Source organism: Streptomyces sp. CBMA123, from assembly GCF_014596465.1.
Classification (GTDB): Bacteria; Actinomycetota; Actinomycetes; order Streptomycetales; family Streptomycetaceae; genus Kitasatospora.
This window is the reverse complement of sequence record NZ_MECK01000008.1, coordinates 1-22,622: the sequence shown is the minus strand read 5'-3', so window position 1 is coordinate 22,622 and position 22,622 is coordinate 1. Positions and strand designations below refer to the sequence as shown.

Sequence of the window (22,622 nt, the reverse complement as noted above, 5' to 3'; positions counted from 1 at the left end):
CCGGGCATGCGCCCCGCCCCCGAGGCCGCGCCGTACGCCGGACAGCAGCTGTACCGGGACGGCGCCGCGCAGTACGCGGGGAATCCGGCGGGCTACGGCGCGTCGGTTGACCCCTCCGGCGACCCGCGCATAGGTTTCCCGTCAGGACCCTCAACCTCTGGTGGAGGGTTTGCCCCGGACCCGTACGCCGGGCACAACCCGTCGGGTGTGCCGCGCCAGGAGGCTGTGAACATGGCTGGCCCCACTCCGTGCCCCAGGTGCGGCAACCAGAACCCGGCCGCGGCCCGCTTCTGCTCCAACTGCGGCACCGCGCTGCGCGGCGGCCTGCTGCCGGAGGGGGCGGTGGAGACCACCTCGACGATCTCGATCTCCGGCCTGGAGTCCTACGACCCCTCCGCCACGACCGGCACCGGCACCACGCCGGCGCTGTCGGCCGAGGTGCTGTCGGCGATCGACGCGCTGCCGCCGGGCTCGGCGCTGCTGATCGTCCAGCGCGGCCCGAACTCGGGCAGCCGGTTCCTGCTGGACTCGGACGTCACCACGGCGGGGCGTCACCCGCAGGGTGACATCTTCCTGGACGACGTCACCGTCTCCCGCCGCCACGTGGAGTTCCGCCGCACCCAGGCCGGCTTCAGCGTCGCGGACGTGGGCAGCCTGAACGGCACCTACGTCAACCGGGAGCGGATCGACGAGGTGCCGCTGAACAACGGCGACGAGGTGCAGATCGGGAAGTACCGGCTGGTGTTCTTCGCCGGCCACAACCGGGGGTACTGAAACCAACGTCGGTGGGAGCCCGAGTGAATACGAATACCCCTTCCTCTTCTCTCGGGGCGGCCAACCCTGCGTCGTCGTCCGGTCCGCTGGCGGACCGGGGCGGGCGCGGGGTGGTCGCGGGCCCCAGGCAGCCGGTCCGGTCGGACCGGCCCGTCGGCCGGCGGCGCGGCGGTGACGAACTGCTGAGCATCGGCGCGGTGCTGGCCTTCCTGCGCGACGACTTCCCCGAGGTGACCATCTCCAAGATCCGCTTCCTGGAGGCGGAGGGGCTGGTCGAGCCGCAGCGCACTCCCTCGGGGTACCGCAAGTTCAGCCCGTCCGACGTGGAGCGGCTGGCCTACGTCCTGCGGATGCAGCGGGACCACTACCTGCCGCTGCGGGTGATCCGCGAGCACCTGGACGCGATCGAGCGCGGGGAGGCGCCGCCCGCGCTGCCGCCCGCCGCGGACGCCCGGCCCGGGCCGCTGGAGGAGGCCGACCGCGAACTGGTCGCCTCCGCCGACGTCCCCTCCGGGGTCCGGCTGGGGCGGGCCGAACTGCTCGCCGCCGCCGAGGCCGGCGAACCGCAGCTGGCGGAGTGGGAGGCGTACGGGCTGGTCGTGCCGGGCCCGGACGGTGGGTACGACGGGGAGGCCCTGCAGGTGGCCCGGCTGGTCGCCGAACTCGGCCGGTACGGGCTGGAGCCGCGGCACCTGAGGGCCATGAAGGCGGCGGCGGACCGCGAGATCGCGCTGGTGGAGCAGGTGGTGGCACCGCTGCGGCGGCACCGGAACCCGCAGACCCGGGCGCACGCCGAGGCCACCGCGAGGGAGCTGGCGACGCTGTCGGTGCGGCTGCACGCGGCCATGGTCCAGGCCGGTCTGCGGTCCCGGGGTTAGGGGTGCCCTCCGCAGGACCGGTGCACCGCGCTGACCAGCGGCGTCGGCCCTGCGCTTTCATATCCGGGGTCGTAGCCATAGGGTTGCCTGTGTGAATGAGCTCGACGTCGTGGGTGTCCGGGTGGAGATGCCTTCCAACCAGCCGATCGTGCTGCTTCGGGAGGTCGGGGGAGATCGATACCTGCCGATCTGGATCGGCCCCGGCGAGGCGACCGCGATCGCCTTCGCCCAGCAGGGCATGACTCCGGTGCGCCCGCTGACGCACGACCTGTTCAAGGACGTCCTGGAAGCGCTCGGCCAGCAGCTCACCGAGGTCCGGATCACCGACCTGCGGGAGGGCGTGTTCTACGCCGAGCTGGTGTTCGCCGGCGGGGTCGAGGTGAGTGCCCGGCCGTCCGACGCGATAGCGATCGCCCTGCGCACCGGTACGCCGATCTACGGGAGCGAGGAGGTGCTCGCCGAGGCGGGCATCGCGATTCCGGACGAGCAGGAGGACGAGGTCGAGAAGTTCCGCGAGTTCCTCGACCAGGTGTCGCCCGAGGACTTCGGGGGCGGCGGTCCGCAGTAGTGCGGACGGGGCGGATCAGCTGGTGCGCGCGCCGTTTTGCCAAAAAACGTCCATCTACCCACACTAGGGGCACGAAAAACCACTCTCCTGAGTGAAGTGGTTTGTCTGGCCCGGCGTGGCGATCGTTGACGGGTCATAGGGGACTGCCTACCGTCAGGAGTGGCTGTCCGGGTGGCCGATGCCCGCAGTCGGGTTGCCCGCAGCACGAGTGGACGGAGGTAGGCATGAGCAGCACCGGCGATGACGCGGCCGTGGGAGGCCTGTGCGCCGTGCACCTTCCGCGTACCGCCCGCACCGTGTCGGACCTGCCCAGGACGGGCAGGTTTCCGGCCGTACAGCCGGGCCAGCCCGCGATCGAGCGGCTGGCCCCGACCTCCGAACTGATCGGCTTCCGCGGCCCGACGGCCTGTGCGGCGGCCGGCATCACCTACCGCCAGTTGGACTACTGGGCCCGCACCGGACTGCTGGAGCCCAGCGTCCGCACCGCGTACCCGGCGACCAGTCAGCGGCTCTACAACTTCCTCGACGTCCTGCTGCTGAAGATCGTGAAGCGGCTGCTCGACGCGGGCGTCTCGCTGCAGAACATCCGGGTGGCCGTCGCCCATCTGCAGTCCGCCGACCGGGCCGACCTGGCCGGGCTGACGCTGATGTGTGACGGAGCGACGGTGTACGAGTGCACCACGCCGCAGCAGGTGGTCGATCTGCTGAAGAGTGGTCAGGGAGTGTTCGGCATCGCGGTGGGAGCGGTCTGGCACGAACTGGAGCTGACCCTCGGGCGGCTGCACGGGGAACGGACCGACACCGGCGAGACGCTGGTCGGCAACGACCCGGCGGACGAGCTGGCGCAGCGGCGCAACCGGGCGGTCTGACCGGGCGATCGTTTTCGACGGGGCCGTGGGCCCGGACGGGGAACCGTTCCGGCCCACGGCTTCGTCGTGTTGCCTGGCGAAGCGATCGAGGGAGGGGCACGTGGAGGTCGGCACCGGGATATCGGGGCTGCTGCGGCGTCGGGCCGGGGGGCTGCGGGCGCGGCTGCGGGAGCGCCGGACGCAGCGCAGGGTCTTCCAGACGGCGACGCTGCTGTGCTCGCTGGCGCTGGCGCCCAGCGCCTGGCTGTGGATCACGGCGGGGGACCGGGTGGGCACCGTGGAGAGCGCGCCGTCGGCGCCGGTGGCGGTGGTCTTCGGCGCAGGGCTGGACCAGGGCAAGCCGTCGCCCTACCTGGAGCACCGTCTGGTGGCGGCGCTGGACCTGTACCGGGAGGGCAAGGTGAAGGCCGTCCTGGTGACCGGGGACAACGGGCGGACCGAGTACGACGAGCCGGACGCGATGTACCGGTACCTGACCGAGCACGGGATCCCGGCGGACCGGGTGGTGCGGGACTACGCGGGCTTCGACACCTGGAACTCCTGCACCAGGGCGCACCGGATCTTCGGGGTGGACCGCGCGGTGCTGGTCAGCCAGGACTTCCACGTCCGGCGGGCGCTGGCGCTGTGCGAGGCGGCGGGCATCCGCTCGTACGCGGTCGGGGTGCCGGAGGTGCACGACAGCACCTGGCTGTACGGCGGGCTGCGGGAGGTCGCCGGGGCGGGCAAGGCGGCGGTCAACGTCTGGCTGCGGCCGGACCCGGTGTTCCTCGGGCCCAAGGAGGACGGCATCCCCAAGGCGCTGGCCCGGCCCGCAGAGGAGTAGCGGCGGGTCGCCGGCCACCGGGCGTCGGCCGGGTTCGTACGTACTGTCGGACCCGTGCGCGATGATCGGCGGGTGCGATCTCTGCCGAGCATCATCCATCTCGACATGGACGCCTTCTTCGCGGCGGTGGAGCAGGCGGCCAAGCCGAGCCTGCGCGGCAAACCGGTGGTCGTCGGCGGGCTCGGCGGGCGCGGGGTGGTCTCCACGGCCTCGTACGAGGCGCGCAGGTTCGGGGTGCACTCGGCGATGCCGATGGCGCAGGCGCGGCGGCTGTGCCCCAACGCGGCCTTCCTGGCCGGGCGGTTCGAGGCGTACCGGCAGAACAGCGAGATCGTGATGGCGCTGCTGCGCGAACTGTCGCCGCTGGTGCAGCCGCTGAGCCTGGACGAGGCCTTCGTCGACCTGGAGGCCGGTCCGTACGGTCCGGTGCTGGCGGAGACGGACCACGAGACCGGGGAGCGGCTGGTGCTCGCCCTGGCGGAGGACCTGCGGGCGGACATCCAGCGGTTCACCGGGCTGACCGGTTCGGTGGGCGCGGCGGGCTCCAAGCTGATGGCGAAGATCGCCTCCGAGCAGGCCAAGCCGGACGGGCTGGTGCTGATCGAGCCCGGGCAGGAGCGGGCCGTGCTCGGGCCGATGCCGGTCCGGGCGCTGCCCGGGATCGGGCCGGCCACCGAGCAGGTGCTGCGGCGGGCCGGGCTGAGCACGGTGGCCGACCTGGCGGAGGCGGGGGAGGCGGAGCTGGTCCAACTGCTCGGGCGGGCGCACGGCGCCGGGATCTTCCAGATGTCGATAGGGCTGGACGAGCGGCCGGTGGTGGCCGACCAGGACGCCAAGTCGGTCTCGGTGGAGGACACCTACGAGGTGGACCTGGCCGACCGGGACCGGGTGCTGCGGGAGGTGGAGGCGCTGGCCGGGCGGTGCGTGCGGCGGCTGCGGGCGGCCGGGCGCTCGGGGCGGACGGTGGTGCTCAAGGTGCGGCGCTTCGACTTCTCGACGCTGACCCGCTCGGAGACCCTGGGCGGGCCCACCGACGACGAGACGGTGATCACCGCGACGGCGCGGCGTCTGGCGGAGCAGGTGGACATCACCGGCGGGGTCCGGCTGCTCGGGGTGGGCGTGGCCCAACTGGCCGACTACACCCAGGAGGACCTGTTCGCGCAGGCGCTGCGGGAGGAGGCGGTGGAGCACGCCGAGGCCGCCGAGGCGGCGGTGGCCGAGGAGGAGCCGGAGGAGGTCGTGGTGCGGCGCTGGATGCCCGGACAGGACGTCCGGCACGCCGAGTTGGGGCCGGGCTGGGTGCAGGGCAGCGGGGTCGGGCGGGTGACCGTACGGTTCGAGACGCCGTGGAGCGGGCCGGGGCGGGTGCGGACCTTCGCGGTGGAGGACCCGGCGCTGGAGCCGGCCCGGCCGCTGCCGCTGCGGCAGGTCGAGGAACCGGGCGCCGAGGGCGAGTGAGGCGGGAGAACGCGGAACGGCCCCACCCGGTAGGAGTACCGGGTGGGGCCGCATACCGTGCCGGACCCCGGACGGTCGTGATGCCCTCGCGACCGAGCGGAGGCCGGGCCCGCGCGTCCTGTCCCTGAGCGCGCGGGCCGGACGCCTCGTCAGGCGTCGGTCTTGGCCAGCTCGGGGCTGGAGTCCTGCCGGGCCGGGCCGCCGGTGACGGCCGGCTTGACGCTGCGGATCAGGAAGGGGACGGCGCCGGCGATGATGCAGACGACGGCCGTGGTCCAGAACGCGTGCTTGTAGGCGTCCAGGGTGGGCAGCTGCACCGGGAGCTTGATCGGGAACTTCATGGTGTCGCCGGTCAGGATGGCGGTCATCACGGCGGTGCCGATCGCGCCACCGACGGTGCGGAGCACGGAGTTCATGCCGTTGGCGATGCCGCTCTGCTCGACCGGGACGGCGCCGTTGATGAACGCCGGCATCGCGGCGAAGGCGAGGCCGATGCCGAGGCCGAAGATGGCGGAGGCGGTGTAGATGTCGCCTTCGGCGCTGTGGCGCAGGGCCAGGTAGGCCATCGCGATCGCGCCGAGGACGCCGCCGAGGACCAGCGGCAGGCGGGGGCCGCGGCGGGCGATCAGCATGGCGCCGACCGGGGCGGCCACCATCGAGCCGATCGCGGACGGCAGCAGCATCACGCCGGCGTGCAGGACGGTCGCGGTGAAGCCGTAGTGGGCCAGCTTCTCCGGGGTCTGGGCGAAGTTGCTGATGACCATGAACGAGCCGTACATGCCGAAGCCGATGAGCAGGCCGGACAGGTTGGTGAAGGCGACGGCCGGGCGGCCCATCATCTTCAGGTCCACCAGCGGGTGGGCGACCTTGGTCTCGATGACGCCCCAGATCAGGGCGACCACGGCGGCGACGGCGAACAGGCCGAGGGTCTTGGTGGAGGTCCAGCCCCAGTGGTTGCCCTGGCTGACCGCGACCAGCAGGGCGGAGAGCCAGGCGGCCAGGGTGATGGCGCCGAGCGGGTCGGCGCCGCCCTCCTTGTCGGTGACCGGGTCGGACGGGACGCGGAAGGCGACCAGGGCGACGGCGAGCAGGCCGAAGGCCAGGCCCATCCAGAAGATCGACTTGTAGTTCCAGTGCTCCAGCAGCAGGCCGGTCGCGACCAGGCCGAGTCCGGAGCCGACGCCCATCGAGGCGCTGATGGCGGCGACGCCGCCGGTGACCTTCTGCCTGGGCAGCTCGTCACGGACGATGCTGATCGCCAGCGGCATCACGCCACCGCCGGCGCCCTGCAGGACACGGGCGACGATGAGCCAGGTGAAGGAGTGGGTGCTGACCGCCAGCGCCGACCCGGCGACCAGGCCGGCCAGCGAGATCAGCAGCATGGGCTTGCGGCCCCGGAGGTCGCCGAAGCGGCCCAGCAGGGGAGTCAGCACGGCCGCGGACAGCAGGTTGGCCGTCATCAGCCAGGTGATGTTGGAGCCGGAGACGTCCAGTTCCTTGGCCAGCGACGGCAGGATCGGTACGACCGCGGTCTGCACCACGCTGAACGACAGCATCGCCAGGATGAGGGCCGGCAGGACCCGGGCGTTGCTCTGCTTCTCGGCCGCGGTGGTGGGCTGTGGTGCCTCACTCACGGTTGCTTCCTCCCGTACATAGTGAATGAACTGAAGTAACTGTGCAGGGAGATACTTCAGAGTGTCAAATATCGAGTGGTTAAGGTTTGGCAAAGGTGAAGATTTTGCCTGCGGCGGGCCGGGGGTGACGACCGGTCGGACGGGCCCGCGGCGGGGCGGGGGCGGGGTTGGTGCCGGGCTGGTGTGAGGGCGGGCACGGCAAAGGGCCCCGGACCGGAGTCCGGGGCCCTTGCTGGTGCGGGCCGGTCAGGCCAGGGGGCGCAGCGTGGCGGGGTGGGTACCGTCGGTGACCGGGGGGGCCGGCTCGGCGGCCTCGGCGGTGTCGTCGTGGACCTCGACGTGCTCGCGGCGGAGCTCGTCCTGGACGACCTCCTCCGCGGTGTAGCGCTCCACCACCAGGCGGACCCGCTCGATCGGGGCGAGGTACTTGCGGACCACCGGCCGCTCCTCACGGAGGGTGACCTCCTCCACCGCCTCGGCGATCTCCTTCTCGGTGAGCGAGGCGCGCTCGGCGTCGCCGACCGGCATCCGCTCCACCCGGGCCCGCTCGCGGACCACCGGGACGCGGCGCTCGACCTGCTCGCTGGTCACGTACTTGCGCAGCTTCGCGGTGCCCAGGACGTGCCACTCGGTGGTGATGTCCAGGCGCTCCTCGCGGCAGGTGATCTCGACCGGGCCGTTGGGGGCCGAGGCGGCGGCGGTGCCGGCCGGGTCCACCGAGGGCGGGACGGGCTGGCGCTTCGGCTCGACCACCGGGGTGGCGGCCGACGCGGCCACCGTGCCGTTGACGATCGGTGCGGGGGCGCTGAGGGTCCGCACGTGGGCCTCCGTGGCGGTGTCGGTGCTGGTGGTCGTCGTGGTGGCGGTGGTGGTCATGGTCGGGCCGGGCTCGGCGGAGTGGAAGGCGAGCGGCTTGGCGGCCTTGGCGGCCTCGGCGGCCGACGTGGTGCCGAAGTCGAGGTCGGGCTGGGCGGCCCGGCCGGGCTCCCCGGCGGCCGGACGGCCGTCCACCGGAGTGTCGAGGCCGTAGTAGCGGTAGAGCTGGAGCTCCTGGGCGGGCGACAGGTGCTGACCCACGCCGAAGTCCGGCGAGTCCTTCACCAGCGACTTGTCGTAGGGCACCCGGAGCTCCTCGCCGGAGAACTCGCTCGTGGTGAGCGGGACGAAGGCGTCCCGGCCGAAGATGCCGGTGCGGACGGCCGCCCACTCCGGCTGCCCGGTGGCGTCGTCCAGGTACACCTCGTCAACTGTGCCGATCTTGTCTCCGTTGCGGTCGACCGCCTTGTGGCCGATGAGGTCTCGGGGGTCGATGTCGGTCTGCACTCTTTCCTCCAAGCGCTGCGCTTGCGGAACTCCCGCAGGTAAGGCGGCCGGAGCACCCGTTCCGTCCGCCACTTCACACCAAAAGCCATGAACCGGACGGACGCGACCGGGGTGCGGCCGGACGGGTCGGCGCTGCTCCGTCCGGGGGACGCGCGTAGACCCGGAGTGACCCGACGCACCCGTGATCGGAAGGCCGCCCGCTGGTACCCTGGGCGGCGACTGCCGAGCCCGCTCGGGAGAGTCCCCGACAGCGAAAACCGCTGGTCGAGGCGCCGAAGGAGCAACTCCTCCCCGGAATCTCTCAGGCATCCGTACCGTGCGGGATAGGTCACTCTGGAAAGCAGGGCAGGAGCGTCGGCGCGGGAGCCGGCGATCACCACCCTCACCGACGGTGCAAGCCGACGGAGCGCCACAGCGCGACGTGCGGGCGAAGCTCTCAGGTCCCGATGACAGAGGGGGAGGCCTTTCGGGTCCGTCCGCCCAGGCCGGTCCGCTGTCCGCAGCGGCGTCGGCCGGCGTGCGTACCCCCGCCGGTCCGTGACCAGGAGGCCTCGACCACCATGAACGCCCAGCCGAACGCGGGACGCCCCACCAGCGCCTCGACCCTCACCGAGCTTGAGCTGGCCAGCCCCTTCGAGAACCGCCACATCGGCCCCGACGCCGCCGCGCAGGAGAAGATGCTGGCGTCCGTCGGCTACGGCTCGCTGGACGAGCTCGCTGCCACCGCCGTTCCCGAGGCGATCCGTTCCATCACCGCCCTGGACCTGCCCGGCGGCCGCAGCGAGGCGCAGGTCCTCGCCGAGCTGCGCGAGCTGGCCGGCCGCAACCAGGTGCTCCAGCCGATGATCGGCCTGGGCTACTACGGCACCTTCACCCCGCCGGTGATCCTGCGCAACGTCATGGAGAACCCGGCCTGGTACACGGCCTACACCCCGTACCAGCCGGAGATCTCGCAGGGCCGCCTGGAGGCGCTGCTCAACTTCCAGACCCTGGTCTCCGACCTGACCGGTCTGCCCACCTCCGGCTCCTCGCTGCTGGACGAGAGCACCGCGGCCGCCGAGGCGATGGCGCTGGCCCGCCGCGTCACCAAGGTCAAGGGCGGCGTCTTCCTGGTCGACGCCGAGACCCTGCCGCAGACCATCGCGGTGATCAACACCCGCGCCGTGCCGACCGGTGTCGAGGTCGTCGTCGCCGACCTGTCCGAGGGCATCCCGGCCGAGATCGCCGAGCGCGGCGTCTTCGGCGTGCTGCTGCAGTACCCGGGTGCCACCGGCGTGGTCCGCGACCTCACCCCGGTGATCGAGCAGGCGCACGGGCTGGGCGCGATCGTCGCCGTCGCCGCCGACCTGCTGGCGCTGACCCTGCTCAAGTCCCCGGGCTCGCTGGGCGCCGACATCGCCTGCGGCACCTCGCAGCGCTTCGGCGTGCCGATGGGCTTCGGCGGTCCGCACGCCGGCTACCTGTCGGTGCGCGCCGAGTACGCCCGCTCGCTGCCCGGCCGCCTGGTCGGCGTCTCCGTCGACGCCGACGGCAACCGCGCCTACCGCCTGGCGCTGCAGACCCGCGAGCAGCACATCCGCCGCGAGAAGGCCACCAGCAACATCTGCACCGCCCAGGTGCTGCTCGCCGTGATGGCCTCGATGTACGCCGTCTACCACGGCCCGGACGGCCTGGCCGACATCGCCCGGCGCACCCACCGCTACGCCGCCGCCCTCGCCGAGGGCCTGCGGGCCGGCGGCGTCGAGCTGCTGCACGGCGAGTTCTTCGACACCGTCACCGCCGTCGTCCCGGGCCGCGCCGCCGAGATCGCCGCCGCCGCCCGCGCCAACGGCATCAACGTGTTCCAGGACGGCGAGGACCGGATCTCGGTCTCCGCCGACGAGACCACCACCCGCGAGCACCTGGCCGGCGTCTGGGCCGCGTTCGGCGTCCCCGCGGTCGAGGTCGCCGAGGCCGCCGACGCGCTGCCCGCCGCACTGCTGCGCGAGGACGAGTACCTGACCCACCCGGTCTTCCACAGCCACCGCTCGGAGACCGCCATGCTGCGCTACCTGCGCCGCCTGTCGGACCGGGACTACGCGCTGGACCGCGGCATGATCCCGCTGGGCTCCTGCACCATGAAGCTCAACGCCACCACCGAGATGGAGGCGGTGACCTGGCCCGAGTTCGGCCAGCTGCACCCCTTCGCGCCGGTCGACCAGGCCGCGGGCTTCCTGACCCTGATCCGCGAGCTGGAGCGCCAGCTGGTCGAGGTCACCGGCTACGACGCCGTCTCGATCCAGCCGAACGCCGGATCCCAGGGTGAGCTGGCCGGCCTGCTGGCCGTCCGCGCCTACCACCACGCCAACGGCGACACCCAGCGCGACGTCTGCCTGATCCCGTCCTCGGCGCACGGCACCAACGCCGCCTCCGCGGTGATGGCCGGCATGCGCGTCGTCGTGGTGAAGACCCTGGTCGACGGCGACGTGGACGTCGAGGACCTGAAGGCCAAGATCGAGCAGCACCGCGACAACCTGTCGGTGCTGATGGTCACCTACCCGTCGACCCACGGCGTGTACGAGACCCAGATCACCGACATCTGCGCCCTGGTGCACGAGGCCGGCGGCCAGGTGTACGTGGACGGCGCCAACCTGAACGCCCTGGTCGGCCTGGCCAAGCCGGGCAAGTTCGGCGCGGACGTCTCGCACCTGAACCTGCACAAGACCTTCTGCATCCCGCACGGCGGCGGCGGCCCGGGCGTCGGCCCGGTCGCGGTGCGCGCCCACCTGGCGCCGTACCTGCCGAACCACCCGCTGCAGGAGGAGGCCGGCCCGGCCACCGGCGTCGGCCCGATCTCGGCCGCGCCGTGGGGCTCGGCGGCGATCCTGCCGATCTCCTGGGCGTACGTCCGGCTGATGGGCGGCGAGGGGCTCAAGCGCGCGACCCAGGTCGCGGTGCTGAACGCCAACTACATCGCCAAGCGCCTGGCCCCGCACTTCCCGGTGCTCTACACCGGTCCGGGCGGGCTGGTCGCGCACGAGTGCATCATCGACCTGCGTCCGCTGACCAAGGACACGGGCGTGACGGTGGACGACATCGCCAAGCGCCTGATCGACTACGGCTTCCACGCGCCGACGATGTCCTTCCCGGTGGCCGGCACGCTGATGATCGAGCCGACCGAGTCCGAGGACCTGCACGAGATCGACCGGTTCTGCGACGCGATGATCGAGATCCGCGGCGAGATCGACAAGGTCGGCTCGGGTGAGTGGGCCGCCGACGACAACCCGCTGCGCAACGCCCCGCACACCGCCGCCACGCTGGCCGGCGACTGGGCGCACGGCTACTCGCGGCAGGAGGCGGTCTTCCCGGCGGGTGTGAACCCGGCGGACAAGTACTGGCCGCCGGTGAGCCGGATCGACGGCGCGTACGGCGACCGCAACCTGGTCTGCTCCTGCCCGCCGCTGGACGAGTACGGCGTCTGAGACGAGTGCGCCGGCTGATCGGCCGATTGGCTGATCGGTTCGGCGGCTGATCAGCCGAGCGGGAACGCGGCAGGGCCCTGGCAGAACGTTCTGCCAGGGCCCTGCCCTTTCGTTCTCAGGTCGGCGGCTGCCCCCGTCGGGCGGCCCCGGGCCGTACGGTTCCGGCCGTACGGTCGTCGGGCCGCCTCGGCTCAGGCCGCGTGGGCGACGGGGCGGCGCGGGCCGATCACCCGGCCGTCGGGCAGCAGCTCTCCGGTGTCCTCGAACAGGACGACGCCGTTGCAGAGCAGGCTCCAGCCCTGCTCCGGGTGGCAGGCCACCGGTACGGCCGCTTCGCGGTCCTCGGACTCGGCCGTCGGGCAATCAGGACGGTGCTGGCACATACGCGTACCCTCGCTTCGCTCTGCGATCCTCCCCGTGGTGCGGTCACCGGAGGTCGAGCCGTCCGGAGCCGCCTGGTGGTCGGATCCTGTCCGCGCGCCGACCAGGTGTGGACCGGCGCTCCAGTGGGTAGGACAGGTGGTCCTTCCACGCTGCTTCCCAGTGTCGGCATCCGCGGTCGTGCGCGCAGGGATTTCGTGACATGCGCCACAACTCCCGGGTAGAGATCACCCGTTCAGGTGGGGCCCGGGGGAAAACGCGCACCGGTGGGTCAGGCGGGGGATGGCCCGGTGGGGCCATGGCGGGCGGCCCGTCCGGGTGGTAGCCGTTCGGGTGAGGGCGTCAGCGGCCGTCAGCGGCCGCCGGTGAGGGCCCCGGGAGATCCGGGGGCGTCGGAGCGCACGGCGAAGGGCCGCCGGGCGCGGTGCCCGGCGGCAGGTGCGGCGGGTGACGCGGGCTCAGGACGAGCCGAGCAGCAGCGGCCGGGCGAGCGGGGCGCGGGCGAGCAGCGGCAGCAGTTCGGCGGCCGGGTAGGCGCGGTGCGCGGTGACGCCGAGCGGGGCCGGGGCCAGCGGGATCAGCAGGTCGGTGGCCGGGCCGGCGTCGGGGCCGTGCAGCCAGAGCGCGGTGGCGTACTGGCCCGGGAAGGTCAGCAGCCGGGGCTGGCAGCGGGAGCGGGAGCTCTGGGCGAGCTGCCAGGCCTCGCGCAGCGCCCGGACGGTGGAGGAGAGGTACGGGCCGGCGGTGAAGTGGGAGAAGGTGTGGCCCTCGGCGCTCTGCACCACCTCGGCGGCGGCCGCCACCTCCGGGCCGTCCTTGATCAGGAAGCGCCAGCCCGTCCGGCGGGCGTGGGGGAGTTCCGGGTGCGGGCCGTCGAGGACGTGCACCGCGAGCGGGTGCGCGGGGAGCAGTGGACCGGACGGGTGACGCAGCGCGGCGGCGGCGGGCTGGCGCAGCGCGGTCTCCGAGTCGAGCGCGCCCAGCACCGCGCGCAGGGCGCTGGGTGGGGGCTGGGGGGTCTGCAGGGTCATGGCGGGTCCGCCTCTCCAAGCGAGATCGGCGTGCGAGTGCGGCATACCGGCGCGGCGCGGTGCGTCTACGGTGACGGGGCCCGGCCTTGTCCGGTTGTGCAGGATCGCGGTGCCGGCGCGGTCGCCGCCGTCGACGAGGGCCTCGGGGCGGGAGGCGGACCGGCCGGAGCGCAGTGCGAACTCAGCGAATTCATCGAACAAATGCACAGGGTGATCTGTTTATCACAGGCGGTGGCGCCGGGCAAGTCTGCAGATTGCCTGAATAGCCGTCAGATCCCTTGCATTGCAAGCCAGTCGGCGCATTCGGGTATCGATCTTCGAGGTGGGCATGATGCTGGCACGGTCGACCGGCCGGGTGTCTCAGGAGGAGGGGACCGTGGGCGAGAAGGTCGTGGCGACTCGGGCGGATCTCGCGGATCGGCAGCAGTACCGGCTCAAGCTCCAGGCCTGCCTCGACGCGCTGGGGCGGATGCTGCGCGAGGACCGCTTCGACCGGCCGCGGGCGGTGATGGGGCTGGAGATCGAGCTCAACCTGGCCGACGAGCAGGGCCTGCCGGTGATGCGCAACGCCCAGGTGCTGAGCGCGATCGGCTCCAGCGACTTCCAGACCGAGCTGGGCCAGTTCAACATCGAGGTGAACATCGTGCCGCACCGGCTCTGCGGGCACGTCTTCGAGGAACTGCGCGAGGAGATCGACACCGGACTGCGCTACGCCGACCGGCAGGCCGCCGAGGCCGGCGCCCGGATCGTCATGGTGGGCATCCTGCCGACCCTGGAGAACGACCACACCGGGCTGGACGCGATGAGCCACAACCAGCGGTACAGCCTGCTCAGCGACCAGATCCTGGCGGCCCGGGGGGAGGACATCGCGCTGGACATCGAGGGTGTCGAACACCTCCAGCTGGAGTCGATCACCATGGTCGCCGAGGCCGCCGCGACCTCCCTCCAACTGCACCTCCAGGTGACCCCGGAGCGGTTCTCCTCGGTGTGGAACGCCGCCCAGGCGATCTGCGGGCCGCAGCTCGCGCTCGGCGCCAACTCCCCGTTCCTGTTCGGGCGGGAGCTGTGGCGGGAGACCCGTCCGGTGCTGTTCCAGCAGGCCTGTGACACCCGTTCGGCGGAGCTCAAGGCCCAGGGCGTGCGCCCGATCACCTGGTTCGGCGAGCGCTGGGTGGACTCGGCGTACGACCTGTTCGAGGAGAACCTGCGCTACTTCCCGGCGCTGCTGCCGATCTGCGACGACGAGGACCCGCTGAAGGTGGTGGCCTCCGGCGGGGCGCCCCGGCTCGCCGAGATGCGACTGCACAACGGCACCATCTACCGCTGGAACCGGCCGGTGTACGACGTCTCCGGCGGGGTCGCGCACCTCCGGGTGGAGAACCGGGCGCTGCCGGCCGGACCGACGGTGGCCGACACCCTGGCCAACGCCGCCTTCTACTACGGGCTGGTGCGGGTGCTCGCCGAGCAGCCCCGGCCGGTCTGGACCAGGCTGCCGTTCGAGCGGGCGGACGAGAACTTCCGGCAGGGCGCCCGGTACGGCATCGACGCGGTGTTCCAGTGGCCGCGTCCCGGCCGGGCCGGCCGCGGCGGCGGACTGCAGACGGTGTCGGCGGTCGACCTGGTCCTCAACGAGCTGCTGCCGATGGCCTACCAGGGCCTGGACGAGTGGGGCGTCGAGCCCGCCGACCGGGACCGCTACCTGGGGATCATCGAGCAGCGCTGCCTGCGCCGCACCAATGGCGCGGCCTGGCAGAGCGCGACCTTCCACCGGCTGCGCGAGCAGTACGGGATGGACCGCCCGGCCGCGCTCGCCGCGATGACCAGGCGCTACGCCGAGCACATGCGCGGGGGCGAGCCGGTGCACACCTGGCCGGTCGGTTAGGGGCACCGCCCGCTGTGTCAGGATGATCGCTCCGGTCGTCGGCCGACCGCCGGAGCGATCATCCGTTCGATGGAGCGCCCGTGACGACCCGCCCGACCGCGCCGGAGAGCGCGTCGCCCACCCGCCGCCTGCTCGGCGTGGAACTGCTGATCGTCCTCGGACTGTCGCTCGGGGCCAGCGGGATCAGCGCGGTGATCAGCTTCGCGGGCTCGCTCACCGAACCGATCCAGCTCGGGCAGCAGGTCGCCACGCTGAACGGCTCGCGCGCGCCCGGGCGGCCCTGGCTGGACCTGGTGTGGCAGCTGTACTACATCGGGCGCGGGCTGATGCCGGTGGTGCTGGTCGGCTACCTGCTGGTGCGTGAGGGCGCCTCGCTGCGGGTGCTGGGCTTCGACCTGCGGCAGAAGCTGCGCGACCTCGGCCGGGGCGCGGGCGTCGCGGCGGCGATCGGCGGCTCCGGGCTGGCGCTGTACCTGGCCTCGCAGGCCGCCGGGTACAACCTGACGGTGGCGCCCTCGGGGCTGCCGGACGTGTGGTGGCGGGTGCCGGTGCTGGTGCTGTCCGCCTGGCAGAACGCGATCCTGGAGGAGGTCGTCGTCCTCGGCTACCTGCTGCGCCGGCTGGGGCAGCGGGGGTGGTCCTGGCCGGCCGCGGTGGTGGCCAGCTCGGTGTTGCGCGGCTCGTACCACCTGTACCAGGGGGTCGGCGGGCTGGTCGGCAACATGGTGATGGGGGCGGTGTTCTGCCTGCTGTACCGGCGCTGGGGGCGGGTGATGCCGCTGGTGGCGGCGCACGCGCTGATCGACACGGTGGCCTTCGTCGGGTACGCGCTGCTCGCCGGGCACGTCAGCTGGCTGCCGACCCCCTGACCGCCGGTCCGCCGGCCGGTAGCGAGCGGGTGCGCGGCGGGCGGGTGAGCAGCCGGTCGACGTGCCGGCGCTCCAGGCCCTGGCCGGGGTCGATCGGCAGCAGCAGGCGGTCGCGGCGCCACACCGAGCGGCGGACCAGCCGGGACGGGATGACGTCGTCCACCCAGGCGAACGGCCGACCCTCGGCGTAGCGCAGCAGCGGCGCCCACTTGGCGGCGGAGAACAGCTCCATCAGCGGGACGCGCGGATCGCCGGGCTGCGGGACGTAACCGGTGAAGCGGACGAAGGGGAGCGGGTCCAGGCCGATCGCCGGGGCGATGTGGGTGTTGGCGTGCTCCTCCCAGGTGGTGGCCCAGACCAGCTCGTACGTCCCGGCCAGCTCGCGCAGCCAGGCGCCGTGCTTGGCGGCGAGCAGGACGGCGTAGCCCAGCAGGGTGTGGGAGTCGAACCCGGCGTCCGGATGCGGACAGACCGGGTTCAGCACCCCGTCGACGTCCAGGAAGAGCAGTGGCTTCGGCACCGGTGGGCCCCCAAGTGGATGGTGTTTCCTACCTGGTCGGACGAACCACCCGTACCGGTGGTTGCTCTTCGACGGGCGCACGCGGGGCGCACAGGGCGCTCACGGCGCGGGTGCGGGCTCGCCCGTGGGCACCGGTGCGTCCGGGGTGCTCCGACGGGGGTCGCGGCGGGACAGCCGGCGCACCTGCGGGTCGATCAGGACGGCGGCGCTGAGCAGCAGGCACAGCGCGGCGCAGGCCCAGAGCGCGCCGGACAGGCCGAGCGCGGCGGCCGCCGGGCCGGCCAGCGCGGTGCCGACCGGTGCCAGCGAATAGGAGCCCAGCTCGTCGTACGCGGAGACCCGGGAGAACATCTCCTCCGGGATCTCCTGCTGGAGCACGACCATCCAGTTGACGCCGAAGACGGTGACCCCCACACCGGACAGGAACATCGCGGCGACCAGCACCGGCAACGGTGCGGCGGTGGCCAGGGCCAGGGCGGGCGCGCCGAACAGGAACACGCCCCAGTTGCCGACCAGCAGGATCCGGCGGGGGCGCCAGCGGGCCATCAGCAGACCGGTGACCACCAGGCCGACGCCGTACGCGGACATCGCCAGGCCCCAGGCGCCCGCGCCGCCCAGGCGCTGCTCGGCCACCGTCGGCCCGTACACCGACTCGACCGTGTTGATGCAGGCCACCACCACCGCGAACTGCAGCACGATCACCCACAGCCAGCGGCGGGAGGCGAACTCCTGCCAGCCCTCGCGCAGATCGCGCAGCACACTCCCGCCCGTGGGCGCCGGCGCGGACTCGGCCTCCAGGAAGAACCGCAGGGCGGCGGCTATCAGGAAGCAGAGGGCGTCCAGGGCGAGCACCCAGCCGGGGCCGACGGCGGCGGTGAGCGCCCCGCCGAGGGCGGCGCCGCCGATCTGGGCGGCGTTCTGGCCCATCCGGAAGACCGAGAAGGCGCGGGCGGCGTGCTCCTGGGGGACGGCCTGCATGATCATGCCCCCGGCGGCGGGGGAGTAGAGCGCGTAGCCGGCTCCGCCGCCGGCGGAGAGCACCAGCAGCTGCCACAGCTGGACGTTCCCGGCCAGCACCAGGGCGGCCAGGACGGCCTGGGAGGCGGCGCTGAACAGATTGGCGGAGACCATGATGTGGTGGCGCGGCAGCCGGTCGGCGAGGGTGCCGCCGACCACCAGCAGCAGCACGGTGGGCACCAGCCGGGCGGCGGTGACGTAGCCGATCTCGGCAGCGCCGCCGCCGTTGCCGAGGACGGCGAAGGCGGTGGCGATGGGGGCGCCGGCGTTGCCGAGGCCGCTGATCACGGTGGCGGAGGTCTGGATGCGGAAGTTGCGGCTCGCCCAGGAGGGACGGCGGCCGGGGAGTGGGGTCGGCACCCGGGTGACTATGGCCGGAGTTCGTACAGGTGTCCATCCCGTTTTCGGGCCTGTGCGGTGGCGTCAGCCGAGGTGGCCCCAGAGGAAGGTGAGGGTGCGCCGCCAGGCGATCCGGGCCTGGAGGGGGTCGTGGGTGCCGAGCGGGTTCTCGTCGTTCATGAAGGCGTGCCCGGCCGGGTAGAAGTGGATCTCCGGGCGGACGTCGGTGGCCTCGCCGATCCGGATCGCGGCCTCGTCCACGGCGGTCATCGGGATCGAGCCGTCGAGCTCGCCGAAGTGGCCGAGGACGTGGGCGGTCAGGCCGCGGTAGTCGAAGTCGGGGTCCGGTGGGAGGCCGTAGAACGGGACCACGGCGGCCACCCGGTCGCCGGCCCGGGCGGCCAGCAGCAGGGCGAACCCGCCGCCCATGCAGAAGCCGACCACGCCGACCGCGTCGCCGACCACGCCGTCCAGCGCGAGCAGGAAGTCGACGGCGCCGGAGAGGTCCTCGACGGCCCGCTCGACCGGCAGTTCGCGCTTGAGCCGGGCCGCCTCGGCGCGGTCGTGGGTGGTGGCGCCGCCGAACAGGTCGGGGGCGAGGACGGTGAACCCCTCGGCGGCGAAGCGGTCGGCCATGTCCGCGACGTGCGAGGTGAGCCCCCACCACTCCTGTACCACCACCAGGCCCGGCCCGACCCCCTGCGGCGGACGGGCCAGGTACCCGTGCGCGGTGCGGCCGTTGCTCGGGAAGGTGATGTTCTGCCGGGATCCGCCCTGGTCAGGCATGGCTTCCTCTCGGGGGTCGGGCCGCGTGCGGCACGGGGGCGGGAGGGGCGGACGGTCAGCCCATCTCCTCCAGGGCACGGCCCTTGGTCTCCTTGATGCAGAAGGCCACGAACGGGATCGAGAGCAGCGCGAACGCCGCGTAGATGACGTACGTCGCGGAGAGGTTCCAGTCGGCGAGGTCCGGGAAGCTGACGGTGATCGCCCAGTTGGCGAGCCACTGGGCCGAGGCGGCGACCGACAGGGCCAGCGCGCGGATCCGGTTGGGGAACATCTCGCCGAGCAGCACCCAGACCACCACGCCCCAGGAGAAGGCGAAGCAGAGCACGAACACGTGCGCGGCGACCAGCGCGACGGTGGCGTGGGTGTTGTCCAGGGTGGCGGTGTCACCGGTGCCGTGCCGGTAGGAGAACGCCCAGGCGGCGGTGGACAGGGCGAGGGCCATGCCGACGGAACCGGCCAGGGCCAGTGGCTTGCGCCCGATGCGGTCCACCAGGACCATCGCGATCACCGTGCCGATCACGTTGATGATCGAGGTGGAGAGGCTGATCAGCAGCGAGTTGGACTCGTTGATGCCGACCGACTGCCACAGGAGCGACGAGTAGTAGAAGATCACGTTGATGCCGACGAACTGCTGGAACACCGAGGCGCCGATGCCGACCCAGACGATCGGCAGCAGGCCGAAGCGGCCGCCGAGCAGGTCCTTGAGCCGGGGCTTGTGGGTGGACTCCAGCACCGCGCGGATCTCGGCGACCCGGGCGTCCAGGTCGATGCCCTCGCCCTCGACCTCGACCAGCACCTCGCGGGCCCGCGCCTCGCGGTGGTCGGCGATCAGGTAGCGCGGCGACTCCGGGATGGCCAGCGCCATCAGGCCGTACACCAGGGCCGGGATGGTCTCGACGCCGAGCATCCACTGCCAGGCCTGGATGCCGCCCAGGTGGCCGGTGGACTCGCCGCCGGCGGCCTGGTTGAGCGCCCAGTTGGCGAGCTGGGAGACGGTGATGCCGAGCACGATCGCCATCTGCTGGAAGGACGCCAGCCGGCCGCGGTAGGCGGTCGGGGCGACCTCGGCGATGTAGGTGGGAGCGATCACCGAGGCGATGCCGATCGCGATGCCGCCGACCACGCGCCAGGAGGCAAGCGCCTCGATGTTCGGGGGGAACATCGAGCCGATGCCGCTGGCCGCGAACAGCACGGCGGCCAGCAGCATCGTGCGCACCCGGCCGAAGTGGTCGGCCAGCCGGCCGGCGACCACCGCGCCGACGGCCGAGCCCAGCAGTGCGATGGCCACCACGAAGGCGGTGGTGCCGTGGCCCACCGCGAAGTGCTTCTGGATGCCCGTCACCGCGCCGTTGATCACGGCGCTGTCGTAGCCGAACAGGAAGCCGCCCATCGCGGCGGCCGCCGAAATGAAGATCACGTGCCCGAGGTGGGCCTCGCCGGACGCCCGTTGGTGGTGGACTGTGGACACGTGCGCTCCCCGAGGTGGACGGGCCCGCTCTGACGGCTGGGCAGGACTCGTCTCACATTCGAGCAGCGCGGCGGCCGACCTGCCCGAGCTGAGGGCCGATCGGGTGAATTGGGGTCAGTCGACGGCGCGTGCGGTGGCCGTGCGCCGTTCGTGGCGTCGCAGCAGCTGGGTGCGGGCGGCGGCGTTCTGGTCGCGGCGCAGGGCAGGGCCGTCCGCCCGGTCGGCGAGGCGGTCGGCGATCGCGTGCTGCGCTCCGGCCGGCTTCTTGTCGTCGTACTTGAACTTGGCGCGTACCTCGCGGACCGTCAACCGGAGCCCGCGCAAGCCGGGCAGCAGCCGGGCGAACTCGCCCTCGCCGGGGACCACCCGGACGTCCGGGGTCTCCGGTTGGAAGTGCGCCAGCTGACGGTTGAGGATCTCCGCCTTGCCCGCCGCGGACTCGACCAGTTCGGCGGTGCAGTGGAAGTGGACCGAGGCGTAGTAGCTGGTGGGTGTGCCGGGCTCACCGCGCCAGTGGCCGGGGGCGAAGGCGTAGTCGTCGGTGACCGCCAGGGTGACGTTCGGGTCGGCCCGGACGGCGGCCAGCAGCGGGTTGGGCGCGGCGAGGTGGAGCAGGATCTCGCCGCGGTCGGCGTCCAGCAGGAAGTGCGTCGGGACGAGCACCGGGCCCTCGCCGGCGCGGCCGTTGCCGGCGAGCAGGCCGAAGTCGCGGCCCTCGGCCAGCCAGGCGCGCCACTCCTCCTCGTCGCCGCGGTCCCAGGAGCGGATCAGCATCGGGTGGCCCTCCTCAGCGGGGGAACACGCGCATGTGCGCGGGGAGCGGGATCGTCGTGTCGTACGGCTCGGGGGTGCCGAACACGGTGCTGACCGGGACGATGCCGGACCAGTGCGGCAGGTCGGCGTCGGCCGGGTCGTCGTTGGCGTCGTCCGCGCGGGTCTTGGCCGAGACCTCGTCCAGCTCCAGCCGGATCACGGCGGTGGCGGCGAGCTCCTTGGGGTTGGCCGGGCGGATCTCTCCGGAGCGGCCGGGGACGACCTGGTCGACCAGGGCGGCCAGCGCGACGTCCAGCTCCTCGGGGTCGGTGACCTGGTACGCGGTGCCGTGGGCGACCACCGAGCGGAAGTTCACCGAGTGGTTGAAGGCGGACTTGGTCAGCACCAGGGCGTCGACGTGGGTGACGGTGACGCAGACCCGCAGGCCCTGCTCGTCGGTGGCGGCGCGCAGCGGACGGCTGCCGGTGGAGCCGTGGAGGTAGAGCCGGCTGCCGACCCGGGCGTAGATCGTCGGCAGGACGACCGGGGCGCCGTCCGCGACGAAGCCGAGGTGGCAGAGGTAGGTGCCGTCGAGGATGGCGTGGATCGCCTCCCGCTCCCAGGTGGCGCGGTCCTTGTAGCGAGTGGGGGTGGTGCGGGGGGTGCGGGCGTAGCCGGCCGGCGCCTCCGGGTGGGCTTCCAGGGAGGCTTCGGAGGGGGCTTCCAGGGAGGCTTCGGAGGGGGCTTCCGGGTGGGCGTCCGGCGTGGTCGACATGACAACCTCTATGTACTAGTGCATAATCATCTTTGTGCTAGGAGACTATCCGCTGAAAGGGCGACGCGCCAGCGAAATCGCGGCCCACATCGAACAGGGCGTGAGCAGCGGGCGGCTCGCGCCCGGAACGGCGCTGCCCCCGTTGCGCGAACTCGCGACGGAACTCGGCGTCAACCCCAACACCGTGGCCGCCGCCTACCGGCTGCTGCGCGACCGCGGCGTGATCGAGACGGCCGGCCGCAAGGGCAGCCGGATCCTCCCCAGGCCCGCCCTCACCCCGCGCGACCAGATCCGCGTCCCCGTCCCGGCCCGGGCCCGCGACCTGTCCAGCGGCAATCCCGACCCGGCGCTGCTGCCCGACCTCGCCCCGGCCCTCACGGCCGCCGCCGAGGCCGCCCGGACCGAACCCGTGCTCTACGGGCACCCGCGCACCGACCCGGGCCTGCTCGAACTCGCCCGCGCCTCCTTCGAGGCGGACGGGCTGCCCGGCGGCCCGATCGCCGTCGCCTCCGGCGCCCTGGACGCCGTCGAACGCACCCTCGGGGCCTGGCTGCGCCCCGGCGACCCGGTGGCGGTCGAGGACCCGGGCTGGGGCAGCCTGCTCGACCTGCTGCCCGCGATGGGGCTGCGGCCCCTGCCGGTCCGACTGGACGACGAGGGGCTGCTGCCGGACTCGCTGGCCGCGGCGCTGGCCGAGGGCGCCCGCGCCGTCGTGGTGACCAGCCGGGCGCAGAACCCGACCGGCGCGGCGATCGGCGAGGCCCGGGCGGCGGCGCTGCGGGCGGTGCTGGCCGAGCACCCCGGGGTGCTGCTGATCGAGGACGACCACGGGCACGGCATGGTCGACCAGCCGTACCGGCCGCTGGTCGGCGCCGGGTCACGGCACTGGGCGGTGGTGCGTTCGGCGGCCAAGGCCTACGGCCCGGACCTGCGGGTGGCGGTGCTGGTCGGCGACGAGGAGACGGTCGGCCGGGTCGCCGGGCGGCTGCGGCTCGGCGCTGGCTGGGGGGGCC

General features: G+C 72.9%; 20 protein-coding genes and 1 riboswitch. Of the genes, 10 read left to right on the top strand and 10 right to left on the bottom strand.

From position 1 onward, the window contains the following. Positions 1–231: 231 nt before the first annotated feature. From BG452_RS47565 to BG452_RS02715, 6 genes are all read left to right on the top strand, one after another. Positions 232–774, top strand: a complete 543-nt coding sequence (locus BG452_RS47565) for an FHA domain-containing protein (protein WP_317620873.1) — start codon at positions 232–234, stop codon at positions 772–774. A gap of 182 nt (positions 775–956) precedes the next feature. Continuing rightward, positions 957–1,652 carry a MerR family transcriptional regulator gene (locus tag BG452_RS02735; protein ID WP_188302507.1) on the top strand — a complete coding sequence of 232 codons (696 nt, stop codon included), beginning with the start codon at positions 957–959 and terminating at the stop codon, positions 1,650–1,652. A gap of 91 nt (positions 1,653–1,743) precedes the next feature. Next, positions 1,744–2,220: a bifunctional nuclease family protein gene (locus BG452_RS02730; RefSeq protein WP_188302499.1), complete on the top strand. Its 477-nt coding sequence runs from the start codon at positions 1,744–1,746 to the stop codon at positions 2,218–2,220. A gap of 224 nt (positions 2,221–2,444) precedes the next feature. Beyond that, the gene (locus BG452_RS02725) at positions 2,445–3,089 is read left to right on the top strand and encodes a MerR family transcriptional regulator (RefSeq protein ID WP_188302498.1); all 645 of its coding nucleotides are present in this window, start codon (positions 2,445–2,447) and stop codon (positions 3,087–3,089) included. A gap of 100 nt (positions 3,090–3,189) precedes the next feature. After that, positions 3,190–3,912 (top strand): vancomycin high temperature exclusion protein, encoded by a 723-nt coding sequence (locus tag BG452_RS02720; RefSeq protein WP_317620872.1) that lies wholly within the window; start codon positions 3,190–3,192, stop codon positions 3,910–3,912. 72 nt (positions 3,913–3,984) lie between these two features. Then, the gene (locus BG452_RS02715; protein ID WP_188302497.1) at positions 3,985–5,370 is read left to right on the top strand and encodes a DNA polymerase IV; all 1,386 of its coding nucleotides are present in this window, start codon (positions 3,985–3,987) and stop codon (positions 5,368–5,370) included. Between the two features lie 149 nt (positions 5,371–5,519). Here the strand turns inward: BG452_RS02715 and BG452_RS02710 are convergent, their stop codons facing one another. Then, positions 5,520–7,004, bottom strand: a complete 1,485-nt coding sequence (locus BG452_RS02710) for an MFS transporter (RefSeq protein WP_188302496.1) — start codon at positions 7,002–7,004, stop codon at positions 5,520–5,522. Positions 7,005–7,250: 246 nt separating this feature from the next. Then, complete coding sequence (locus BG452_RS46890; protein ID WP_188302495.1) at positions 7,251–8,327, bottom strand: PRC and DUF2382 domain-containing protein; 1,077 nt, start codon at positions 8,325–8,327, stop codon at positions 7,251–7,253. A 223-nt stretch (positions 8,328–8,550) separates the two neighbouring features. Continuing rightward, positions 8,551–8,654: riboswitch (glycine riboswitch) on the top strand. A 233-nt stretch (positions 8,655–8,887) separates the two neighbouring features. Here BG452_RS46890 and gcvP point away from each other — a divergent pair. Then, entirely contained in the window at positions 8,888–11,788 is a 2,901-nt protein-coding gene (gcvP, locus tag BG452_RS02700; RefSeq protein WP_188302494.1) for an aminomethyl-transferring glycine dehydrogenase, read from the top strand. 191 nt (positions 11,789–11,979) lie between these two features. Here gcvP and BG452_RS02695 read toward each other — a convergent pair whose 3' ends face one another. Continuing rightward, the gene (locus tag BG452_RS02695) at positions 11,980–12,171 is read right to left on the bottom strand and encodes a DUF5999 family protein (protein WP_188302493.1); all 192 of its coding nucleotides are present in this window, start codon (positions 12,169–12,171) and stop codon (positions 11,980–11,982) included. A gap of 456 nt (positions 12,172–12,627) precedes the next feature. Continuing rightward, entirely contained in the window at positions 12,628–13,200 is a 573-nt protein-coding gene (locus tag BG452_RS02690) for a hypothetical protein (protein WP_188302492.1), read from the bottom strand. 376 nt (positions 13,201–13,576) lie between these two features. On the opposite strand from BG452_RS02690, the gene BG452_RS02685 reads away from it, so the two are divergent. Both BG452_RS02685 and BG452_RS02680 read left to right on the top strand, forming a co-directional pair. Continuing rightward, positions 13,577–15,082: a glutamate--cysteine ligase gene (locus BG452_RS02685; RefSeq protein ID WP_188302491.1), complete on the top strand. Its 1,506-nt coding sequence runs from the start codon at positions 13,577–13,579 to the stop codon at positions 15,080–15,082. Between the two features lie 80 nt (positions 15,083–15,162). Further along, a complete protein-coding gene (locus tag BG452_RS02680; protein WP_188302490.1) occupies positions 15,163–15,951 on the top strand; it encodes a CPBP family intramembrane glutamic endopeptidase in 789 nt (262 codons plus the stop codon). Here the strand turns inward: BG452_RS02680 and BG452_RS02675 are convergent. The 6 genes from BG452_RS02675 to BG452_RS02650 all read right to left on the bottom strand — a co-directional run bounded on the left by BG452_RS02675 (position 15,929) and on the right by BG452_RS02650 (position 21,537). Further along, complete coding sequence (locus BG452_RS02675; RefSeq protein WP_188302489.1) at positions 15,929–16,471, bottom strand: HAD domain-containing protein; 543 nt, start codon at positions 16,469–16,471, stop codon at positions 15,929–15,931. The genes BG452_RS02680 and BG452_RS02675 overlap by 23 nt on opposite strands. 99 nt (positions 16,472–16,570) lie before the next feature. Continuing rightward, entirely contained in the window at positions 16,571–17,848 is a 1,278-nt protein-coding gene (locus BG452_RS02670; protein ID WP_317620871.1) for an MFS transporter, read from the bottom strand. Positions 17,849–17,911: 63 nt separating this feature from the next. Then, positions 17,912–18,613, bottom strand: coding sequence for a dienelactone hydrolase family protein (locus BG452_RS02665; RefSeq protein WP_188302488.1), 702 nt, complete (start codon positions 18,611–18,613; stop codon positions 17,912–17,914). A gap of 55 nt (positions 18,614–18,668) precedes the next feature. Then, on the bottom strand, positions 18,669–20,003 hold the full coding sequence (locus tag BG452_RS02660; RefSeq protein WP_262985969.1) for a sugar porter family MFS transporter: 1,335 nt from the start codon (positions 20,001–20,003) through the stop codon (positions 18,669–18,671). Between the two features lie 192 nt (positions 20,004–20,195). Further along, the gene (locus BG452_RS02655) at positions 20,196–20,855 is read right to left on the bottom strand and encodes an FMN-binding negative transcriptional regulator (protein ID WP_188302487.1); all 660 of its coding nucleotides are present in this window, start codon (positions 20,853–20,855) and stop codon (positions 20,196–20,198) included. Positions 20,856–20,868: 13 nt separating this feature from the next. Next, positions 20,869–21,537 (bottom strand): pyridoxamine 5'-phosphate oxidase family protein, encoded by a 669-nt coding sequence (locus BG452_RS02650; protein WP_411292872.1) that lies wholly within the window; start codon positions 21,535–21,537, stop codon positions 20,869–20,871. Positions 21,538–21,643: 106 nt separating this feature from the next. Between BG452_RS02650 and BG452_RS02645 the strand changes: the two genes are divergently transcribed. Then, the coding region (locus tag BG452_RS02645) for an aminotransferase class I/II-fold pyridoxal phosphate-dependent enzyme (protein WP_188302485.1) at positions 21,644–22,622 on the top strand (979 nt) is incomplete at its 3' end.

Excerpts from the sequence above, each read along its gene's own strand:
- BG452_RS47565 (WP_317620873.1), top strand. The coding sequence starts at position 232 with ATGGCTGGCCCCACTCCGTGCCCCAGGTGCGGCAACCAGAACCCGGCC.
- BG452_RS02725 (WP_188302498.1), top strand. The coding sequence starts at position 2,445 with ATGAGCAGCACCGGCGATGACGCGGCCGTGGGAGGCCTGTGCGCCGTG.
- gcvP (WP_188302494.1), top strand. The coding sequence starts at position 8,888 with ATGAACGCCCAGCCGAACGCGGGACGCCCCACCAGCGCCTCGACCCTC.
- BG452_RS02695 (WP_188302493.1), bottom strand. The coding sequence starts at position 12,171 with ATGTGCCAGCACCGTCCTGATTGCCCGACGGCCGAGTCCGAGGACCGC.
- BG452_RS02690 (WP_188302492.1), bottom strand. The coding sequence starts at position 13,200 with ATGACCCTGCAGACCCCCCAGCCCCCACCCAGCGCCCTGCGCGCGGTG.
- BG452_RS02665 (WP_188302488.1), bottom strand. The coding sequence starts at position 18,613 with ATGCCTGACCAGGGCGGATCCCGGCAGAACATCACCTTCCCGAGCAAC.
- BG452_RS02660 (WP_262985969.1), bottom strand. The coding sequence starts at position 20,003 with ATGGGCGGCTTCCTGTTCGGCTACGACAGCGCCGTGATCAACGGCGCG.
- BG452_RS02655 (WP_188302487.1), bottom strand. The coding sequence starts at position 20,855 with ATGCTGATCCGCTCCTGGGACCGCGGCGACGAGGAGGAGTGGCGCGCC.